Below are 17,690 nucleotides of genomic sequence, written 5' to 3' on the forward strand. Positions count from 1 at the left end.
GTAGGTTACGCACCGGTAGGGACGGTGGTCACCGCGCCATCGGGACGCGGCCGGGTCGCCCGTCGCCCGTTGGGGCGACCCGGCCGCGCCGATCACTCGGCGAGCGAGTGGAGATCGAGCCGGCCCCGGGCGAAGGCGTCCACCCGGCCCCAGCGTCCCGGGATGTCCAGCACCTCGATCCGGCCCATCCCGATGGGCAGGCGCGGCTCGACCGCCAGGTGTCCCTCGTGTGGTTCCAGGCCGAGCATGGTACGCAGCAGCAGCAGCGGCGCCCCCGTCGACCATGCCTGCGGGCTGCACGCCGTCGGATACTCCACCGGGAACTTCGTCTGCTCACGTGGGTAACCGCCGAACGCCTCCGGCAGCCGTCCGTCGAAGTACCGGGCGGCGTCCAGGATGCCGCTGGCGATCGTGGCGGCCTCCTCCGGGAAGCCGTACCGGCGCAGACCCCAGGCGCAGAAGGAGGTGTCGAAGGGCCAGACGGTGCCGTTGTGGTAGCCGATGGGGTTGTAGCGCACCTCTCCCTCGGCCAGGGTCCGCACTCCCCAGCCGGTGAACAGTCGCGGCCCGACCAGGTGGTTGGCGATCTGCTCGGCCCGGTCGTCGTCGACAATTCCGCTCCAGAGCAGGTGGCCGATGTTGGAGCTGAGCACGTCGCACTGTCGCCCGTCCGGATCCAGCGCCAGCGCGTAGTAGCCGCCGTCCTCGACCCACCAGTCCCGGTTGAACCGTTCCTTGAGGGCCGCGGCCTCGCGCTCCAACTGGTCGGCGTACGCCGGGTCACCCCAGAACTCGCGGGCCAGCCGCGCGCCGCGCATCTTCGCGTCGTACGCGTACCCCTGCACCTCGCAGGTGGCCCGGGGGAACGGCGGCAGTGTGCCGTCGCGGTAGGAGATGGAGTCCCAGGAGTCCTTCCAGCACTGGTTCTCCAGGCCGGTGTCGGTGTTACGCCGCTCATACCAGATGTAGCCGTTGCCGACCAGGTCGGCGTAGTCGTCGATCCACTTGAAGGCCCGGCGGCATTCCTGCTCCAGCTCCTTGACCAGCGCGGCGTCGCCGCTCCACTGCTCGTACTCGTCGAGCAGCACCACGAACAGCGGCGTCGAGTCGACGGCACCGTAGTACGGCGAGTGCGGCTGTTCCTCGAACGCGGCGCTCTCGCCGTACCGCATCTCGTGCAGGATCCGGCCGGGATCCTCGTCCCGGAAGTCGTCGAAGCGGGTGCCCTGCAAGGCGGCCAGGATTCGCAGGGTGGTCGCGCTCAGCTCCGGCGTGAACGGCAGCGTCTGCAGACAGGTCAGGATGCTGTCCCGGCCGAACATGGTCATGAACCAGGGCAGACCGGCGGCGGGCAGGGTCTGACCCCCCAGCGAGAGCGGCGAGAAGCGCAACGCGGCCAGGTCGACGATGCACTTGCGGTACGTTGCGGCCACCTTGTCGTGCTCGCTGTTCACCTTCGGCGCCCTGGCGATCCACTCCTCCAGGTCGTGTTGCAGAGCGAGCCGCTCGGTGCCGTGCACCCGCAACCCGAAGCGAAGATCCCGTCCGCCCGGGCCGAGTGCCAGGGTCTGCACGTCGATGGCGGTGTCCCACTGCTCGTTCGGTTCCAGGTGGATGGAGTACCCGAAACCGTTGCGGTCGTACCGGGCCGGCATGGAGGACGAGATGATCGTCTCGCGCTTGAAGTTGCCGCGCCGGTAGCCCAGGCGCAGCCGGTCCGGTTCGGCTTCGGCGTAGATCTCACCCTTTTTGTTGAGGATCTCGTCCTTGACCTCGAACAGGTCGGCGAAGTCGCAACCGGCGTCCATCCGGACCTCCAGGTCGACCGCCTTCTCGTCGTGATTGAGGATGGTGATGTGTTCCCGGAAGCTCCCACCGACCGCCCGCTCCCGGATGATCGACAGTTTCGCGTCGACGTAGTGGGTGGCCAGCCCGGGCACCAGGAAGAAGCGCGACTCGTAGTACTGGAGGTCGTCGTAGGAGAGGGCGTTCAGCCGCTCACCGTTGACCGTGAGCACCCACTTGGAGAGAAAGCGGGTGTCGATGGAGAACAACCCGGTCGGTTCGGTAGGTGTCGCCTCGATGTCCCCGGTCGCCTCGCAGACGACGAAGTTGTTGCCGTCGAGAATCCGTACGGTGTGGCTGGGCGCCATCACTGCACCCCCTTCCGGTAGCGCTGCGGTCCCCGGGCGTACGGCGATCCGGGGAAGATCCGTTCCACCTGCACCACCAGACGGGCGTCACCGGTGACCGTCATGTCCCCCCGCAGCAGCGCCGCCAGCCCGTTCTCACGGCCGGTGACCAGTTCCTCGAAGAGCGCGGGGCTGGTGCCGACCACTGTGTCCGCCTCCATGTCCTGCCGGCTGACCTGGACGTTCCCCCGGTCGATCCGCACCAGCCAGTGCGTGGTCTGCGGTCCCTCGTGCAGGTCGAAGCGCAGGGCTCCGGAGACCTTCGCCAGCAGGGGCTCGTACCCCTGCTGGTCGAGGTCCTCGAAAAACTCTGTGGTCGCGTCCGCCATCGGGCCTCCTCCCGGTCGCTCATGTCCCGCAGGAGGGGTCCCCGAGGCCTGGTGGCTCAACCTCACCCGCTTGGGGTGAACCGTCGGTGTGGGCTGGCTGGCCGTGGACGAGGTCGGTCGCGGGTGTCGCCGGTTCCGGACAGCGCGGTACCGAGCGGCACGAAGCCGGCTCCCGACGAGTCGGGAACCGGCTTCGGTCGGCGCAACGATCAGTTGTTGGGGTCGTCGGCGCTGATGTCGGCCAGCACCGACTGGGGCTCCCGCTCGACCGCCAGGTCACCCATGGACACCAGGCCGATCAGCCGGCCGTCCTCCACCACGGGCAACCGCCGAACGGCGTACGTCCGCATCAGGTCGGCGGCGGCGACGGCGTCGTCGTACTGACTCACCGTCACCACGTCCTTGGTGGTGATCTGGTTCAGCCGGGTGGTGTCCGGATCCATGCTCTCCGCCACGCCTCGGACCGTGATGTCCCGGTCCGTGACGATGCCGACCACGCTGCCGCCGTCGGTCACCACCACGTCACCGATCGCTGAGTCACGCATCTCCTGGGCCGCCGCGACGAGCGTGGCGTTGCCGTCCATGGTCACCAACCGGGTCGTCATGAACTCTCCGACCGTTGTCATGGCGCCTCCCTCTGGGTGTCGGGCAACCTCGGGTCTACCCGACCGCCGCGGCCAGTAACGTGCCCGGTCAGCCGCGCGGCGGGACGCCGTACAGGCGCTCCACGCGCAGCCGCAGCGCCAGCCGCCGGTCGGCCACCATGGCCCGACGGAAGTCGTCCCAGTCCGGATGCTCGCCCTGCACGGACCGGTAGAGGTCGACAAGTTCGGCGACCGTGTCGTCGCTCGGCTCCGCCGCGACCGGGGTCAGCTCGGCCCGCACCTCGGCCACCGCGTACGCCCAACCGTCGTCGCTGGCGACGTGGAAGCTGGCCCGGGGGTCGCGGCGCAGGTTTGCGGTCTTCGCCCGGCCGTCAGTGACCGACACCCGGATCAGCCCGGCCGCCCGGTCGTAGGCGTAGACCACGTTGGACAGCTGCGGCCGCCCGTCCCGCCGGATGGTCGCCAGCACCCCGAGCGACCGGCTCGCGATCAGGTCACCCAGGGCACGTCCGGTCTGGTCGTCGGTCACGGCATCCTCCCGATCGGTGTACGGACGACGGCTCAGCGTTCGGCGGCGACCAGTTCGGCGATCTGCACGGCGTTGAGCGCCGCGCCCTTGCGCAGGTTGTCGTTGGAGCAGAACAACGCCAGGCCGTGCTCGACGGTCTCGTCGGCACGGATCCGGCCGACGAACGTCGGATCCTGCCCGGCCGCCCGCAACGGGGTCGGCACGTCGGCGAGCGCCACCCCGGGCGCGCCGGCGAGCAGTTCGTACGCCCGTTGCGCGCTGATCGGCCGGGCGAACCGGGCGTTGATCTGAAGCGAGTGGCCGGTGAAGACCGGCACCCGCACACAGGTTCCGGAGACCTTCAGGTCGGGAATCTCCAGGATCTTGCGGCTCTCGTTGCGGAGCTTCTGCTCCTCGTCGGTCTCCGCCGACCCGTCGTCGACGATCGAGCCGGCCAGCGGAAGCACGTTGAAGGCGATCGGCTGGGCGAACGAACGGGGGGCCGGGAAGTCCACGGCGGCGCCGTCGAAGGTGAGCCCGGTGGCGTTCTCGGCGACCTTGCGGACCTGCTCGTCCAGCTCGGCGACGCCGGCCAGACCGGCGCCGGAGACCGCCTGGTAGGTGGAGACGACCAGGGCGACAAGTTCCGCCTCGGCGTGCAGCGGACGCAGCACCGGCATCGCGGCCATCGTGGTGCAGTTCGGGTTGGCGATGATGCCCTTGGGCCGGGCGGTGGCGGCTTGCGGGTTGACCTCGGCGACCACCAACGGCACCTGCGGATCCATCCGGAACGCCGAGGAGTTGTCGATGACGACCGCACCCGCGGCGGCCACCCGTGGCGCCAGCTCCTTCGCGGAACCCTTGCCGGCCGAGAAGAGCACGATGTCCAGCCCGGAGTAGTCCGCGGTTGCCGCGTCCTCGACCGTGATCTCCTCGCCGCGCCACGGGAGCGTACGCCCGGCCGAGCGCGCCGAGGCGAACAGCCGCACCTGCTCCGCCGGGAAGTTCCGCTCCGCCAGCACCTGCCGCATCACGCCACCGACCTGGCCGGTGGCTCCCACAATGCCGATCCTCATGCCCGCGAGGCTACCCAGCCCGGCGCCCCGACCGGGAACGCTTTCCCACCGCCAGGGATCCCAGCGGTGGAGTCGAACCGGTCCGGTCCGGGACAGTCGCCCCTCGCCGGCCGGTTCCACCGGAAGAACACCGCCGCACCACCCTGACCGACCGCAGCATCTCAGCCCGGCCCGCCTTCGCCGCGACCGACGTCACAATCCTGGCCGACCGGCTGGTTGATCCACTCCAGCACGACGGACCGCCCGGACCCGGGCCGGTCCGGCCCGGGTCGCACCACGGCAGCCGCACGAGTCGGTCAACCCGCCGGCAGGTGGTCGGTCAACCCGCCGACGGGTGGTCGATCAGCTCACCGAGACCGGTGGCCACCAGTTCGTCCCGGATCACCGCGGCGTCGCCCTCCACCACCAGGGTCAGCGACTCCGGGCGCAGGTGTGTGGCGGCGGCCGAGGAGACCTGGTCCACCTGGGCGGCGAGCAACTCCTCCCGCAGCCGGGCGTGGTAGTCGTCCGGCAGGTCGTGCACCACGAGCGTGCTCAGCGCTCCGGCGATCGCCCGTGGGCTCTGCAACTCGACCGAGAGCTGGCCCGCCCGCCAGGACCGGGCCACCGCCAGTTCGTCCTCGGTCACCCCACCGGCCTGGGTACGCGCGATCTCCCCGACCGCCTCGACAAGCGCCGGTGCGGTGACGGCGGTCTGCACGCCGGAGCTGACCGCGAACCGGCCGAACCGGCGGGACGAGGCGAAGTCCCCCCGGATGCCGTACGTGTAACCGCGAACCTCCCGGATCAGATGGTTCAGCCGGGAGGTGAACGCCCCGCCGAGCACGGTGCCGGCGAGCGCGATCGGCACGTGGTCCGGGTGCGCGCGGTGCGGTCCGGGATGACCGAGCCGCAGCGTGGACTGCACCGACCCGGGCCGGTCGACGAGGATGATCCGCCGCCCGGCACGCACCGGCACGTCGATCGGCCCGCCCCGGTCCACCGCACCGCCACCGGTGCCGGTGAACGCCGTGGCGGCGAGGGCGTCGAGGTCGAGCCGGTCCAGGTCGCCGGCGACGACCAGGGTGCCCGGACGGATGAACCACTCCGAGTGGAAGACGGTCACGTCCTCCACGTCCAGACCGGCCACCGAGTCGGGATCGCCGTACATCGGACGACCCCAGCGGTTGCCGGCACCGAACAGGTCGGCGCGTAGCGCCGCGTCGGCCCTCGGCCCCGGGTTGGCCCAGTCCATCCGCAGCGCGGTCACCTCGTCGTCGCGGACCCGCCGCACGTCGTCCGGGTCCAGCCTCGGGGTACGCACCGCCTCGGCGAGCAGTTCCACCGCCGCGCCCAGCCGGCCCACCGGCACCTGCACGCTGGCCTGGAAGGTGTCCCAGTCCAGCCCGGTCACCAGCTCGGTGCCGAGCGCCTCGATGGCAAGTGCGTACGCCGTGGCGTCGCGCTGGGTGGTGCCCTCCTCCAGCGCCTTGGCCAGCACCCCGCCGAGCCCTTCCCGGCCCACCGGTTCCCGGCCGGCACCCGCGTCCAGCAGCAGCATCGCCACGGCGAGGTTCTGCCCAGGCAGGTGCGCGGCGACGACCTCACCACCAGCGACGGACCGGCGGACCACCTGGGGGAAGCGGTAGGGGCGGGCCGCACCCGGGCCGGGACGGTCAGCGATCAGAGTCACTGGTCGGTCCTTTCGCTCACGACTGCAGGGCTCGCGGGTGCCACGCCGCGACGCTCCACCGGGCCGCGCCGCTCACTCCTCGCACTCACTGCTTCTCCTCCGGAAGGTAGGTCAGGGTCGCCCGGTCGTCGGCGGCGAGGGTGTCGGCCGCCAGCTCGGCGATCTGCTCGGCGGTCACCGCGAGCCAGGCCGGCAGCCGCTCGGCCACGGTGGCCGGGTCGCCGAACTGGGTGGCGTACCGACTCAGCGCGTCCGCCCGGCCGTCCACGGTGGACATCTGCCGCCACCACGCGGTGGTCAGCAACGCCTTCGCCCGGTCCAGCTCGGCGGCGGTGACCGGCACGGTCGCCAGTTCGTCGACCACGTCGGCGAGCCCGGCGGCCAACCGCTCACCACTCACACCCGGGCGGGCGGTGGCGGTGGCGATCAGCGGTGCCGGGGCGTGCGCCAGATCCACCCCGTACGCACCGACCAGGTCGGGCTGGGCGATCCGCTCACCGTCGGCGAGTCGCTGGTAGAGCCGGCTGCCCCGACCGCTGCCGAGCACGGTGGCCAGCACGGTCACCACGTCGTAACCGGGGCTGCCGAACGGGTGGGTACGGTGCGCGACGTACACCCGGGGGGCCGGCACCTCGGTGACCACCGTCTCCTCGGCCGGCACTCCGGTGGCCGGCACGACGCGGCCGTCGGGTGCCGCCGGGATCTCCGGCCGGGGCGGGATGCCGCCGAAGTACTTCTCGGCCAAGGTGACGACCTCGTCCACGGTGGTGTCGCCGACCACGGTGAGCACGGCGTTGTTCGGCGCGTAGTAGGTCTGGTGGAACGCCTGGAAAGTGGCCAGGTCAGCGGCGTTCAGGTCGGCCATCGACCCGATCGTGGCGTGATGGTACGGATGGCCGGGCGGATAGAGCAGCGGCAGCAGCCGCAACCAGGCGTCGCCGTAGGGCACGTTCTCGTAGCGCTGCCGCCGCTCGTTCTTGACCACGTCCCGCTGGTTGTCGAGCGTTTCCTGGGTCAGCGCCGGCACCAGCCCGCCCATCCGGTCGGCCTCCAGCCAGAGCGCCAGCTCAAGGTGCTCCGCCGGGACCGTCTCGAAGTAGTTGGTGCGGTCCGGATTCGTGGTGGCGTTGAGCGAGCCGCCGGCACCCTGGACCAGCTTCATGTGCTCGGTCTTCGCGACGTGCGTCGAGCCCTCGAACATCAGGTGCTCGAAGAGATGGGCGAAGCCCGTCTGTCCGGCCGGCTCATGCCGGGAACCCACGTCGTACCAGAGGTTGACCGCTACCGCCGGGGCGGTGCGGTCCTCGCTGACCACCACGCGTAGGCCGTTGTCCAGTCGGGTCGTCGAGATCGGCCAGGGGTAACCGCTGTCGGGCATGGCACCGACGCTATCCGATCTTTCGCCCCGGCAGGCTCCGGGACGCCCTCACCGGCGAGCCGCACCGGTGCCGCGTCCCTCGGGCCCGGCCGCCGAGGCCAGGACCGCAGGTGACCTGGCACCTGCCGGAGAATCGGCATCGACGGTACGGCCCTGGGTATGCGGAAGGCATGCCGATAAATCCCTGGCCGCAGCCGGCCGCCATCGCCGAACGAGCGGCACGGGCCCTGGCCCGGCTGCGCCGGGGCCGGATGCTGCACCCGGCCGGCCGGTCCTTCGCCGGTGAGGTGCTGGTCTGGGGTACGTCCGGCCCGCCGACCGGTGTCCGGCTGCTCGACCAGCCGGGCCGCTACCCGGCCGTCGTCCGGATCTCCAAGGGGACGCCCACCCCGGGCGGCTGGCCCGACGTGCTCGGCCTGGCCGTGCGGATACACCGTCCGACCGGACCGCCGTTCGATCTGCTGGTCAGCTCCAGCGCCGCAGCGCCGGGACTGCGGCACCTGCCGCTGCCCCGACGCCGCTTCACCGGCACGTACAGCTCGATCATGTCCTACCGGACCGGTCGGCGGCGGCTCTGGTTGGCCGCGCTGGCCGACCCGGCGTCACCCGACCTGGGCCACGACCTGGCCGGCCTGTCCACTGCGGCGGCGGACCGGCCCGGGCTGGTCCTCGCCGCCGCGTCCGCCGCCGGGCCGTGGCGGCCGTTCGGCCAGGTCACCCTCGGCGATCAGCTCAGCGCCCGGGACGACGCCACGCTGGCCTTCGACCCGGTGGGCAACGTCCCGGAGGAACTGCGGTTGGCCGGACCGCTGGCCTGGCTGCGGCGGCACACCTACCGAGGATCCCGCCGCGGGCGCGGTGTCAGTGCTCAGTCCGGCGGTTCGACGGGGTTGACGGTCTGATCCGAGGTACGCCGCTCCAGCACGGTGTCGGGGGCGGCGTTCTGGTCGGCCTCCCGGGCGTCGGACTCGGCGAGGATCGCGTCGGCCTGGGCGTGCGCGTCGTCGCTGCCCGCGGCCGCCTCCTCGGGTAGCAGGTGGGCGCGGGACTCCACCCGCTCCTGGTCGCTTCGCTCGTCAGTCATGCCGCTCCTCATACCCCGCCGGCCTCCCCGGCACGCAGGTCGGAAAGGGCCCCTGTCGACGCCTGGCGTTTCGCAAGGGCCCGACCGACCGCCTGGGCTCGGCCGGGCCGAGCCGGCCCCGTCAGCGGAACGGGCCACGCACCTCGTAGGTGATGCCCCCGGAGGAGGAACCGGAGGTGCCGCGCTGCGACGAGAAGTACAGCCGGGTGCCGTCCGGCGAGAACGCCGGCCCGCAGATCTCCGAGGAGGACTGGCCGGTGATCCGCAGGAACGGCGCGACCACCCCGGCCGGCGTGATGATGTTGATCTCCATGTTGCCACCGTCCTCGGCCACGTAGAGGTCGCCCGAGCCGGTGCCGGTGATGTTGTCCACCCCGGTCAGTGGCGCGGTGCCGGAGACCAGCGAGTCGTCGTACGCCAGGTCGATGCGCTGGTTGACCGCGTCGTAGGCCCACACCCGGTTGTCGCCCTTGGTGGTGAACCAGCAGGTGCCGTCGGCGTACCAGCAGCCCTCGCCGCCGTTGAAGCGCTTGGCCCCGGAGACCTGGTTGCGGGTCAGCGTGCTCGCCGCCGACGGGTCGGTCACCCGCGCCCAGGTCACCGCGCCGCTGGTGGCGGTCCCACCGACCAGCACCTCCAGGGTGCCGGCGGAGAGGTTGCCCCAACTGTTCGGCCGGAAGCGGTAGAAGCAGCCGTTGGACTCGTCCTCGGTCAGGTAGATCACGCGACGGTCCGGGTCGCAGGCGGCGGCCTCGTGCTTGAACCGCCCCATCGCCGGCCGTTGCACCGCAGCCGTGCCGCCCTGCGGGTACGTCTCGTAGACGAATCCGCGGCTGACCTCCTCGCAGGAGAGCCACGTCCCCCAGGGCGTGGCCCCTCCGGCGCAGTTCTGGTTGGTGTTCGAGAGGATCCGGTACGCCGAGGCGACGCTGCCGTCGGAGTTGAAGCGCACCGCCGAGGCACCGCCGCCCGGGGTGATCTCGGAGTTCGAGACATAGATCCAGCCGGTGCCGGCGACGAAGCAGGCGCCGCCGTCGGGCGCGTCGTGCCAGGTGTACGACGTCCCCGGGACGGCCTGGCGGGACCGGGCGATCACCCGGCTGGTGAATCCGGTGGGCAGTTGGATGCCGTTGGAGTCGGCGGTCCGGAGCGAGCCGTACGGGCTGGCTCCGGGCTGGGCGGGTGCGGCCATGGCGGCGCCCGCCCACAGGCTGCCGGAGAAGGCGGCGGCGCCACCGGCGACGGTGGCACGCAGGACGGTACGACGATCCATCGGGACCTCCGGATGAGCAGTGTTCGGTGGCGCTGAAATTACCGACGGTTTCATCGATGTCGGTGAACAGAAGACGTGGCCCAGTCGACGGGAAGGTGAGCGCTCGGGCACGCTCGGGCACGGTCGGGTACGCTTACCGCCGTGACGCGCTCGTATCGATGGTTTAGGCAGCCGGCTCGGCCGGTGACCTCACCATGATCTGACGTCACCGAAATCGAGCCGGCCGGGCAGGAGCTTTCGTTCCTGCCCTTTCGCATACGAGCAGCCGGCTCGACCTGGGCACCGGCCCCGGGTGCGGTCGGCGGAAGGATGCCCACCGTGACGACCCCGGAGAACCACCGGGTCATCGACCAGCGGATCGACCGTGTCGTACCGCTGACCACCCCGGCCCTGCTGCTTCATGAGCTGCCCCTGGACGACACCCTCACGGCGGCCGTACTGGCCGGCCGCCGGGCGGTCGGCCAGGTGCTCGACCGGGCCGACGACCGACTGCTGGTGGTGGTCGGGCCGTGCTCGGTCCACGACCCCGCGGCCGCCCTCGACTACGCGCACCGGCTCCGGGCGGCGGCCGAGCGGGTCGCCGAGGACCTGCTCGTCGTGATGCGGGTCTACTTCGAGAAGCCACGCTCCACCGTGGGTTGGAAGGGCCTGATCAACGACCCGGGGCTGGACGGCTCCGGGGACGTCAACACGGGCCTGCGTCGGGCCCGGGCGCTGCTGCTCGACGTGCTGCGGCTCGGCCTGCCGGTGGGCTGCGAGTTCCTCGACCCGATCACCCCGCAGTACATCGCGGACACCGTCGCGTGGGGAGCGATCGGGGCACGCACCGTGGAGAGCCAGGTGCACCGGCAGCTCGCCTCCGGACTGTCCATGCCGATCGGCATGAAGAACCGTCCGGACGGCAGCATCGCCACCGCTGTCGACGCGATCCGGGCCGCCGGAGTGCCGCACGTCTTCCCCGGCATCGACGTCTCCGGCACCCCGGCGATCATGCACACCCGGGGCAACGCGGACGGGCATCTGGTGCTGCGGGGCGGCGGCGGCCGGCCGAACTACGACGCGGCGTCGGTGGCCGGCGCGCTGGACCTGCTGAGGGCCGCCGGGCTGCCGGAACGGCTGGTGGTGGACGCCAGCCACGCCAACAGCGGCAAGGACCACCGCAACCAGCCCGTGGTGGCCGCCGACGTGGCCGCGCAGATCGCCGCCGGCCAGCGGGGCATCGTGGGGATCATGCTGGAGAGCTTCCTGGTACCGGGCCGACAGGACCTCGACCCCACCCGCGAACTCACCTACGGCCAGTCGGTCACCGACGCCTGCATCGGCTGGGACACCACCGACGAGGTGCTCGCCGAACTGGCCGCCGCCGTCCGCACCCGCCGCGCCCCCACCCCCCTCCCCACCCCCGCCTAACCCCCCTCCCCCTCCCCCTCCCACTCCCCACCCCCGCCCACCCGTGTTGATCATGAGGTTAGCGGCAGTGTTCGATCTCCACGGTGCCGCCAACCTCATGATCAACGCGGCTGGGGGTGGGGGTGAGTGGGAGGGGGGTGGGGGTGTTTTGTCGGGTCGGGGGCGGGTAGGTCACGGGGGTGACCGATGACGTACCCGTGACCGAGGCGCCCACGGCACCGACGACGCAGGCACGGCTGCCCGAAGCCATCCTGGCCGACGTGCCCGTGGTCGACACCGCCGCGCTCGATCCACCCACCACCGACCTGCCCGCTACGGCTGCCGCGGTGGGCGACGAGGTGGAGATCGAGGAGGTGGACACCCGTCCGCTCGACGAGTTGCTCGACGATCTCTACCACGGTCAGGAGCGAATCAGTCAGGTGGACATATACCGCCGCGCGGTCGCCGCGGAGCTGCCGGCGCAGTTGCTGTCCCGGCTCAACGCGCTGCCGCAGGGCGAGTACGCGGTCGACGAGGTGACCGACCTGCTGGGTGGCTCGACGGGATGACCAGCCGGCCGATGCCGGCGACGAGGAGAGGAACACGATGACGCAGCGCGAGGAAGATCAGCACCCCCGTCCGCCCGCGCTCGGCCAGCCACCGGAGGGCACGGACACCCTGCCCGAGCCCGACTTCGCCAACGAGCACGACCGCACCGCCGTCGACCGGGACATCATCACCGGCGAAGACGAGGACGAGCGCGAGCCGGAGTCGCCTCGCGGCTGGTCCGGCATGCAGCGCTGAACCGCCGTCCCACCCCATCTGCGACTCCGGTCGTCCGGGCACCACGAGAAGGCCGGCCCGTGCCACGGGCCGGCCTTTCGTAGCTGTCCGTCAGTCCTCCTTGCCACCGCCCTCGGCCGCCTGCTGGGCCACCGCGTACCCCATCTGCAGGAAGTCGGAGGCGGCCACCGCGGTCAGCGCCGTGGCGACGAGCCGGGTCAGTCGTGGTGCGAGCACCAGCCCTCCGGTGAGACCGGTGGCCACCCACACCGCCAGGCAGAACGGGCAGCTGAGCAGCTCGCCGATGGCGTGGCGGGTGGAGCTGCCCGAGTCGCGTACCTGCTCCATCACCTCGCCGCTGCCGATCGGCCGGTCGTACCTGGTGAAGGGCGCCCGCAACGGGCTGGTCACCGCGTCCTTGGACAACAACCGGCTGAGCTTGTGGGTGGCGATGGCGAGCAGCACCACATCCGATGTGGTGGGTCGTTCGGGCACGCTTCGCCCGGTCACCTTCACCAGGGCGGCGATCGCACCGGTCACACCGGCGTAGGTGCCCATCGCCGCCAGGTAACCGCCGAGCGGGCGGTGCTCGTGCGGCGCGTACGCCTGACGCAGTCGCGCCACCTTCTGTTTCAGGTCGCTCACCCGGCCTCCTCTTCGGGTCACGCTTGGATCCGCCGCGTCCCGGCGGCGGGGTTCGACCGGGGTCAACCGGCCTGCAGGTTGTCGGCCACCTCGCGGGCGAGGCTGTTCAACGCCTCGTCGGCGAGCCGGTCGACGTCCTCGCCACCCCCGCCGAGTTCGAGCCGGAGCCGGGAACCACCGGCGTCGACCGGCTCCACCCGGAGGTCGGCCGACCAGTCCGTGTTGCGGGCGGTCCAGCGGGCCCGCAGTTGTCCGGCGTCGCCCTCCCGGGCCGGGTCGTCGGAGAGCAACGGCTCGGGCAGCCAGGAGGAGATCCGGTCGGGATCGGTGGCCGTGTTGAACACGACCTCCGGGGGCGCGGACACCCCCCGCTCCGCGTACGCCATCACGCGTCCCGCAGCCGGCTCGGATCGACCTCGCGCCCCGGGTGTCGGGCGAGGTACTCGGTCTCCAGTTCGGCGGTGCGCCGCAGGTGGTTGGCCAGCGCCGAGTCGGTCGCGTGCCGGAGCGTGTCCAGGCGGGTGCGGTGCAGACTCTGCATCTCCCGAATGAGGTCCTCCTCATCCAGCTCGGCGGGATCGATGCCCAGCACGTCGGCCTCCGGCGCCGGGGTCGCCGCCTGCTCGTCACCCCACTCGGGTATCCGCTGCTCGGGGCTCACCTCCGTACCGCCGGCCGGAAATCCGTCCTGTCGTCCCGATGCCGTCATCTCGCCCCCTCATCCGTCGTGGGCTGGCGTCTGTACGGTTGCCCACCGCGGGTGTGGCCAAACCAGAAGGCACTACGACACCGCGTCGGAGACCGCGGCCGTGCCCGGTACCCTCGTGGCATGAAGCGGCTCTGGACCCCGGCGTGGATAGCCCGCCACGTGGCCATGGTCGTGCTGGTGACCACCTTTCTCGGGCTCGGCTGGTGGCAGGTCAGCCGGGCCGCTGCGGGTAACGCCATCAGCTGGGGCTACGCCGTGGAATGGCCGATCTTCGCGGGCTTCGTGGTCTTCGTCTGGTGGCGCGAGGTACGCCATGCGCTACGAACGGTCACCCCGTCGGGCGGGGACGCGGCGGCGCCGACATCCGCCGGTCACCCGGCCGTGTCCGCCGGGTCTGACGGTGTGCCCGCTCCCGGCGCGGCCGACCCCGCCCCTACCGAGCAGCCACGGTCGGGGATCCGGCGCCCGGTCCGGGTCGCCAGAGTCCCCGCCGGTCCCGGCGGCGAGGACGACGCCGATCTGGCCGCCTACAACCGCTACCTGTCATGGTTGAACGCCAATCCGGGCGCGAAGCCCGGCGACTATCCCGGCTGAGCCGGACCCGGAAGGACGGACGAGAAGTGCGCGCTGCCCTCACCCGCTACCGCGTGATCGCCTGGGTCGTCGGCGTGGTGCTGATCCTGCTGGTAGTGATCGGCATGCCGCTCAAGTACGGCTTCGACAACCCGGTCGTGGTGGAGACCGTGGGCCAGGCACACGGCTTCCTCTACATGGTGTACCTGGTGGCCGCCTTCGACCTGTCCCGGCGGGCCGACTGGCCGCTCAAGCGGATGATCCTGGTGATGTTGGCCGGCACCGTGCCGTTCGTCTCCTTCTGGGCGGAGCGACGGGTGAGCGCACTGGTCACGGCCGAGCAGCGGGAGCGGGAGCAGGCGCAGGCGCCCGAGCCGATCGCCGGGTAGGGCTGGTCTCGACGACCGCGACGATGATCCTCACCGTCGCGGTCGCCACGGGTCGGCGCTGGCCAGCGGGTCCTCCCAGCCGCCGTAGCTGTTCATCTCGCGTGCCCGACGCAGCGCCCGACTCACCTGCCCGAACTGGTGTTCGTCGTCGCTGCTGAACAGCAGTTCGTCGGTACCCGCCCGGCGACCCCACAGCTCGTACGCCGGCGGGCGCCAGCGGTCGCCCGCCGCCGCGAGCAGCACCGGCACCAGGAACACGGCACCGAGCAGGAGGTACGCCCCGGCGGTGAGCCGTTGCAGCCCGCCGGTGAATCCGAGCAGCAGTCCCACGCCACCGATCACCACGGTCGAGACCAGAACCGCCCGGGTCGCCACCCGGTCGTGAGGCCCCCGGGTGCTCTGCAGATGGGTCAACTCGGCGACCCGCCAGCTGCTGCGGCCGACGGTGAACCGGTCGACCGTGACGATGATCCCCGGTCGGGCGTAGAGCAACGTCGGTTCGCTGCGGGCGCCTCGGGGTGTCCGTGGCGGTCGCACTGTCGCGCCGTCAGGATTCACGACCCCTCCTCCCACGGCTGGTGGCACCGGGTCGGTTCCCGCCGGCCCTGTTCATCGACGCCGGTTGACGGGATTCCCGGACGCGCGATTCATTGTGGGCCGCCCGCGCCACTCCGGCTCGGACGTTTCCGATGGTCAGAGGCTTGCGGTGGGCCGCCGGTGCCGGAAAGAGCGCGCCAAGTCCGGCTTGTCGGTCAAAACGCCTCGGCAGCTGACGTCATATGCCGGGAGCGACCAGTCCGACATGTCGCCGATAAGCCCCTTCGCGGCTATCCGCGCTGCGTGCTCCGCCACAGCACCCCCATTGGTCCCGGCTTTCTCTGCGGATGACTCCTGTCCCGTACTAGGTTGGGCAGGTCGGCTCGGCCGGCCGCCGTCCACCGGGATGGCACCGGGCCGTCGCCGTCGCGGAGCCTCAGCCGCCCGCGCCGGCCCCGGGAGAGGAGCGTTCGGGCTCTTGTCGTCCCTGACGCACACGCTGCGTGCCCTGACGGTCGTCGCCTTCACACTGGCGCTGCTCGTGCCGGCGACGGTGGTCCGGGCCGAACCTTCCACCGCCGAACTGACCCGGCGGATCGAGAAGGCCTCCGTCGAGTTGGAACGTGTGGTGGAGGCCCACAACGAACTGCGGGAGAAGATCAAGGAGAACCGCACCGCCGTTGAGCGGTTGCAGGACCAGCTCGGCCCGCTGGAGCAGCAGGCCGAGCAGAGCCGGGCAGACGTCGGCGAGTTGGCCGTGACCGCGTACAAGACCGGCAACCTGGGCACCGTCGACGCACTGCTGCACGGTGGTGACTCGACCTCCGTACTGGACCGGCTCGGCACGCTCGACCACCTGACCCGGCAACGGCAGGCCACCATCGCCGGCTACACCGCCGACCAGCGGCGGCTGCTCGACGAGAAGACCAAGCTGGACGTCACGCTCAGCCGGCAGGCGGCGCAGTCACGCGAGCTGTCCTCGGCGAAGCAGCGGATCGAGCGCGATCTCGCCAAGCTCTACGAAATGCGCCGGCAGGCGTACGGCCGGGCGACCGAACGGCCGACGAACCGGGCCAGCAGCGCCGCGGACGCACCCAACGTCTCCGGCCAGGCCGGCGTCGCGGTCCGGTACGCCTACGGTGCGCTGGGCAAACCGTACGGGTGGGGCAAGGACGGGCCGGGCAGCTACGACTGCTCCGGGCTCACCTCGGCCGCGTGGCGGGCGGCGGGCAAGTCGCTACCGCACAACACGAGGATGCAGTGGGGCGTGGTGGCGCACATCAGCCGGGGCGATCTGCGCCCCGGTGACCTCGTCTTCTACAGCGGACTGGGTCACATGGCCATCTACGTGGGCAACGGGCAGGTCATCCACGCGCCCACCTTCGGGCGAAACGTGGAGAAGCGCTCGATCGACCTGATGCCACCCTACGGCTACGGCCGGGTGCGCTGAGCGTCGCCGCTCGCGTGGCCACCGGCGTCACGGCCGGCAGCCAGCAACGGCGAACGGCCGGCGCCCCCCTATCGGACGCCGGCCGTTCGCCGTCATTGTCGCCTGCTCAGGCCGCTTGCAGACCCTCCGCTCGGGCCAGCTCGCGGAGCCGGCCGAGCGCCTGGATCTCCAGCTGCCGGATCCGCTCCCGGGACAGGGAGAACCGCGAGGCCACCTCGGTCAGCGAGTGCTCCCGGCCGTCCTCCAGCCCGTACCGGGCCCGCATGATGCCGGCCGAGCGGTCATCCAGGTGGTTGAGCAGCCCTTCGATCCGCTGCCGCTCCAACCCGGTGAGGACGATCTCCTCCGGGGAGGGTGCGTCGCTGTCGGCGACCAGGTCACCGAGGTTGGTGTCGCCGTCGTCGCCGACGGGCGTGTCCAACGACACGGTGTCCTGTGACCAGCGGACCAGTTCGTTGACCCGCTCGACGGTCACCCCGAGGGCCGCCGCGATCTGCTCCGGCTCCGGGTCGCCGCCCAGTTCACGGGTCAGCTGACGGGCCACGTTGCGCATCCGGTTGACGTCCTCCACCAGGTGCACCGGCAGCCGCACGGTGCGCTCCTGCTGGGCGATCGCCCGGCTGATCGCCTGGCGGATCCACCACGTCGCATAGGTCGAGAACTTGTATCCACGCTCGTAGTCGAACTTCTCGACCGCCCGGACCAGACCGGTGTTGCCCTCCTGGATCAGGTCCAGCATGGGCATGCCGGAGCGGACGTAACGTCGGGCGATCGACACGACCAGTCGCAGGTTGGCCCGGATGAACAGGTCCTTGGCCCGCTCACCGTCGGCGACCAGCCGCTCCAGTTCCTCCCGGGTGGCCCCGTCGGGGACGCGGTCCTCGCCGAGCAGGTGCTCGGCGTACAGGCCGGCCTCGATGGCCTTGGAGAGGTCGACCTCCTTGGCGGCGTCCAGCAGCGGCGTCCGGGAGATCTCGTGCAGGTAGACTCCGACCAGGTCGCGCTCCTCGGCGACCTCGTCAGTTCGCATTCCGATGTTCTTGTCCACGGTGCCCACGGTCCCCTCGCTCGCGCCGGTTGCCCGGTTCCTTGCCATCC

At 71.4% G+C, this 17,690-nt stretch carries 21 protein-coding genes; 7 read left to right on the forward strand and 14 right to left on the reverse strand.

From position 1 onward, the window contains the following. Window positions 1–92: 92 nt before the first annotated feature. The 7 genes from AB0I71_RS29905 to AB0I71_RS29935 all read right to left on the reverse strand — a co-directional run bounded on the left by AB0I71_RS29905 (window position 93) and on the right by AB0I71_RS29935 (window position 7,760). A complete protein-coding gene (locus tag AB0I71_RS29905) occupies window positions 93–2,153 on the reverse strand; it encodes a glycogen debranching N-terminal domain-containing protein (protein WP_357590295.1) in 2,061 nt (686 codons plus the stop codon). Beyond that, complete coding sequence (locus AB0I71_RS29910; protein WP_357590297.1) at window positions 2,153–2,521, reverse strand: SCP2 sterol-binding domain-containing protein; 369 nt, start codon at window positions 2,519–2,521, stop codon at window positions 2,153–2,155. Before AB0I71_RS29910 ends, AB0I71_RS29905 begins: the two co-directional genes overlap by 1 nt. A gap of 209 nt (window positions 2,522–2,730) precedes the next feature. Further along, window positions 2,731–3,147, reverse strand: a complete 417-nt coding sequence (locus AB0I71_RS29915) for a CBS domain-containing protein (protein WP_357590299.1) — start codon at window positions 3,145–3,147, stop codon at window positions 2,731–2,733. A gap of 67 nt (window positions 3,148–3,214) precedes the next feature. Further along, window positions 3,215–3,655 carry a PPOX class F420-dependent oxidoreductase gene (locus tag AB0I71_RS29920; RefSeq protein ID WP_357590301.1) on the reverse strand — a complete coding sequence of 147 codons (441 nt, stop codon included), beginning with the start codon at window positions 3,653–3,655 and terminating at the stop codon, window positions 3,215–3,217. Window positions 3,656–3,687: 32 nt separating this feature from the next. After that, a complete protein-coding gene (locus AB0I71_RS29925; RefSeq protein WP_357590303.1) occupies window positions 3,688–4,710 on the reverse strand; it encodes an aspartate-semialdehyde dehydrogenase in 1,023 nt (340 codons plus the stop codon). 319 nt (window positions 4,711–5,029) lie between these two features. Beyond that, complete coding sequence (locus AB0I71_RS29930) at window positions 5,030–6,382, reverse strand: pitrilysin family protein (protein WP_357590305.1); 1,353 nt, start codon at window positions 6,380–6,382, stop codon at window positions 5,030–5,032. A gap of 85 nt (window positions 6,383–6,467) precedes the next feature. Beyond that, entirely contained in the window at window positions 6,468–7,760 is a 1,293-nt protein-coding gene (locus AB0I71_RS29935; protein WP_357590307.1) for a pitrilysin family protein, read from the reverse strand. A gap of 170 nt (window positions 7,761–7,930) precedes the next feature. Between AB0I71_RS29935 and AB0I71_RS29940 the strand changes: the two genes are divergently transcribed. Then, a complete protein-coding gene (locus tag AB0I71_RS29940; protein WP_357590309.1) occupies window positions 7,931–8,662 on the forward strand; it encodes a phosphodiesterase in 732 nt (243 codons plus the stop codon). Here AB0I71_RS29940 and AB0I71_RS29945 read toward each other — a convergent pair. Beyond that, window positions 8,629–8,844 carry a hypothetical protein gene (locus AB0I71_RS29945; RefSeq protein ID WP_210935683.1) on the reverse strand — a complete coding sequence of 72 codons (216 nt, stop codon included), beginning with the start codon at window positions 8,842–8,844 and terminating at the stop codon, window positions 8,629–8,631. The two genes, AB0I71_RS29940 and AB0I71_RS29945, sit on opposite strands and share 34 nt — an antisense overlap. 121 nt (window positions 8,845–8,965) lie before the next feature. Next, the gene (locus tag AB0I71_RS29950; RefSeq protein WP_357590311.1) at window positions 8,966–10,117 is read right to left on the reverse strand and encodes an alkaline phosphatase PhoX; all 1,152 of its coding nucleotides are present in this window, start codon (window positions 10,115–10,117) and stop codon (window positions 8,966–8,968) included. A 309-nt stretch (window positions 10,118–10,426) separates the two neighbouring features. Here AB0I71_RS29950 and AB0I71_RS29955 point away from each other — a divergent pair, with 309 nt between their 5' ends. From AB0I71_RS29955 to AB0I71_RS29965, 3 genes are all read left to right on the forward strand, one after another. Next, entirely contained in the window at window positions 10,427–11,527 is a 1,101-nt protein-coding gene (locus AB0I71_RS29955; RefSeq protein ID WP_357590313.1) for a 3-deoxy-7-phosphoheptulonate synthase, read from the forward strand. Window positions 11,528–11,853: 326 nt separating this feature from the next. Continuing rightward, window positions 11,854–12,075, forward strand: coding sequence for a hypothetical protein (locus AB0I71_RS29960; RefSeq protein ID WP_357590348.1), 222 nt, complete (start codon window positions 11,854–11,856; stop codon window positions 12,073–12,075). 37 nt (window positions 12,076–12,112) lie between these two features. Then, window positions 12,113–12,310: a hypothetical protein gene (locus tag AB0I71_RS29965; protein ID WP_357590315.1), complete on the forward strand. Its 198-nt coding sequence runs from the start codon at window positions 12,113–12,115 to the stop codon at window positions 12,308–12,310. 90 nt (window positions 12,311–12,400) lie between these two features. Here AB0I71_RS29965 and AB0I71_RS29970 read toward each other — a convergent pair whose 3' ends face one another. The 3 genes from AB0I71_RS29970 to AB0I71_RS29980 form a co-directional block, all read right to left on the reverse strand. Beyond that, window positions 12,401–12,934 carry a DUF1360 domain-containing protein gene (locus AB0I71_RS29970; RefSeq protein WP_357590317.1) on the reverse strand — a complete coding sequence of 178 codons (534 nt, stop codon included), beginning with the start codon at window positions 12,932–12,934 and terminating at the stop codon, window positions 12,401–12,403. Window positions 12,935–12,996: 62 nt separating this feature from the next. After that, on the reverse strand, window positions 12,997–13,320 hold the full coding sequence (locus AB0I71_RS29975) for a hypothetical protein (RefSeq protein ID WP_357590319.1): 324 nt from the start codon (window positions 13,318–13,320) through the stop codon (window positions 12,997–12,999). Next, window positions 13,320–13,643 (reverse strand): DUF6158 family protein, encoded by a 324-nt coding sequence (locus tag AB0I71_RS29980; RefSeq protein ID WP_357590321.1) that lies wholly within the window; start codon window positions 13,641–13,643, stop codon window positions 13,320–13,322. The genes AB0I71_RS29975 and AB0I71_RS29980 overlap by 1 nt, the downstream gene beginning before the upstream one ends. Window positions 13,644–13,763: 120 nt before the next feature. Here AB0I71_RS29980 and AB0I71_RS29985 point away from each other — a divergent pair, with 120 nt between their 5' ends. Both AB0I71_RS29985 and AB0I71_RS29990 read left to right on the forward strand, forming a co-directional pair. After that, the gene (locus AB0I71_RS29985; protein ID WP_357590323.1) at window positions 13,764–14,237 is read left to right on the forward strand and encodes a hypothetical protein; all 474 of its coding nucleotides are present in this window, start codon (window positions 13,764–13,766) and stop codon (window positions 14,235–14,237) included. A gap of 26 nt (window positions 14,238–14,263) precedes the next feature. Next, entirely contained in the window at window positions 14,264–14,605 is a 342-nt protein-coding gene (locus AB0I71_RS29990; protein ID WP_093410516.1) for a DUF3817 domain-containing protein, read from the forward strand. A gap of 30 nt (window positions 14,606–14,635) precedes the next feature. On the opposite strand, the gene AB0I71_RS29995 is transcribed toward AB0I71_RS29990, so the two are convergent. Next, window positions 14,636–15,163 carry a DUF6232 family protein gene (locus AB0I71_RS29995; protein WP_357590326.1) on the reverse strand — a complete coding sequence of 176 codons (528 nt, stop codon included), beginning with the start codon at window positions 15,161–15,163 and terminating at the stop codon, window positions 14,636–14,638. 478 nt (window positions 15,164–15,641) lie between these two features. Between AB0I71_RS29995 and AB0I71_RS30000 the strand changes: the two genes are divergently transcribed. Continuing rightward, a complete protein-coding gene (locus AB0I71_RS30000; protein ID WP_357590350.1) occupies window positions 15,642–16,592 on the forward strand; it encodes an NlpC/P60 family protein in 951 nt (316 codons plus the stop codon). 106 nt (window positions 16,593–16,698) lie between these two features. On the opposite strand, the gene AB0I71_RS30005 is transcribed toward AB0I71_RS30000, so the two are convergent. Next, on the reverse strand, window positions 16,699–17,688 hold the full coding sequence (locus AB0I71_RS30005) for a sigma-70 family RNA polymerase sigma factor (protein ID WP_357590352.1): 990 nt from the start codon (window positions 17,686–17,688) through the stop codon (window positions 16,699–16,701). Window positions 17,689–17,690: the final 2 nt, after the last annotated feature.

The organism is Micromonospora sp. NPDC049891, from assembly GCF_040660295.1.
Lineage (GTDB): Bacteria > Actinomycetota > Actinomycetes > Mycobacteriales > Micromonosporaceae > Micromonospora.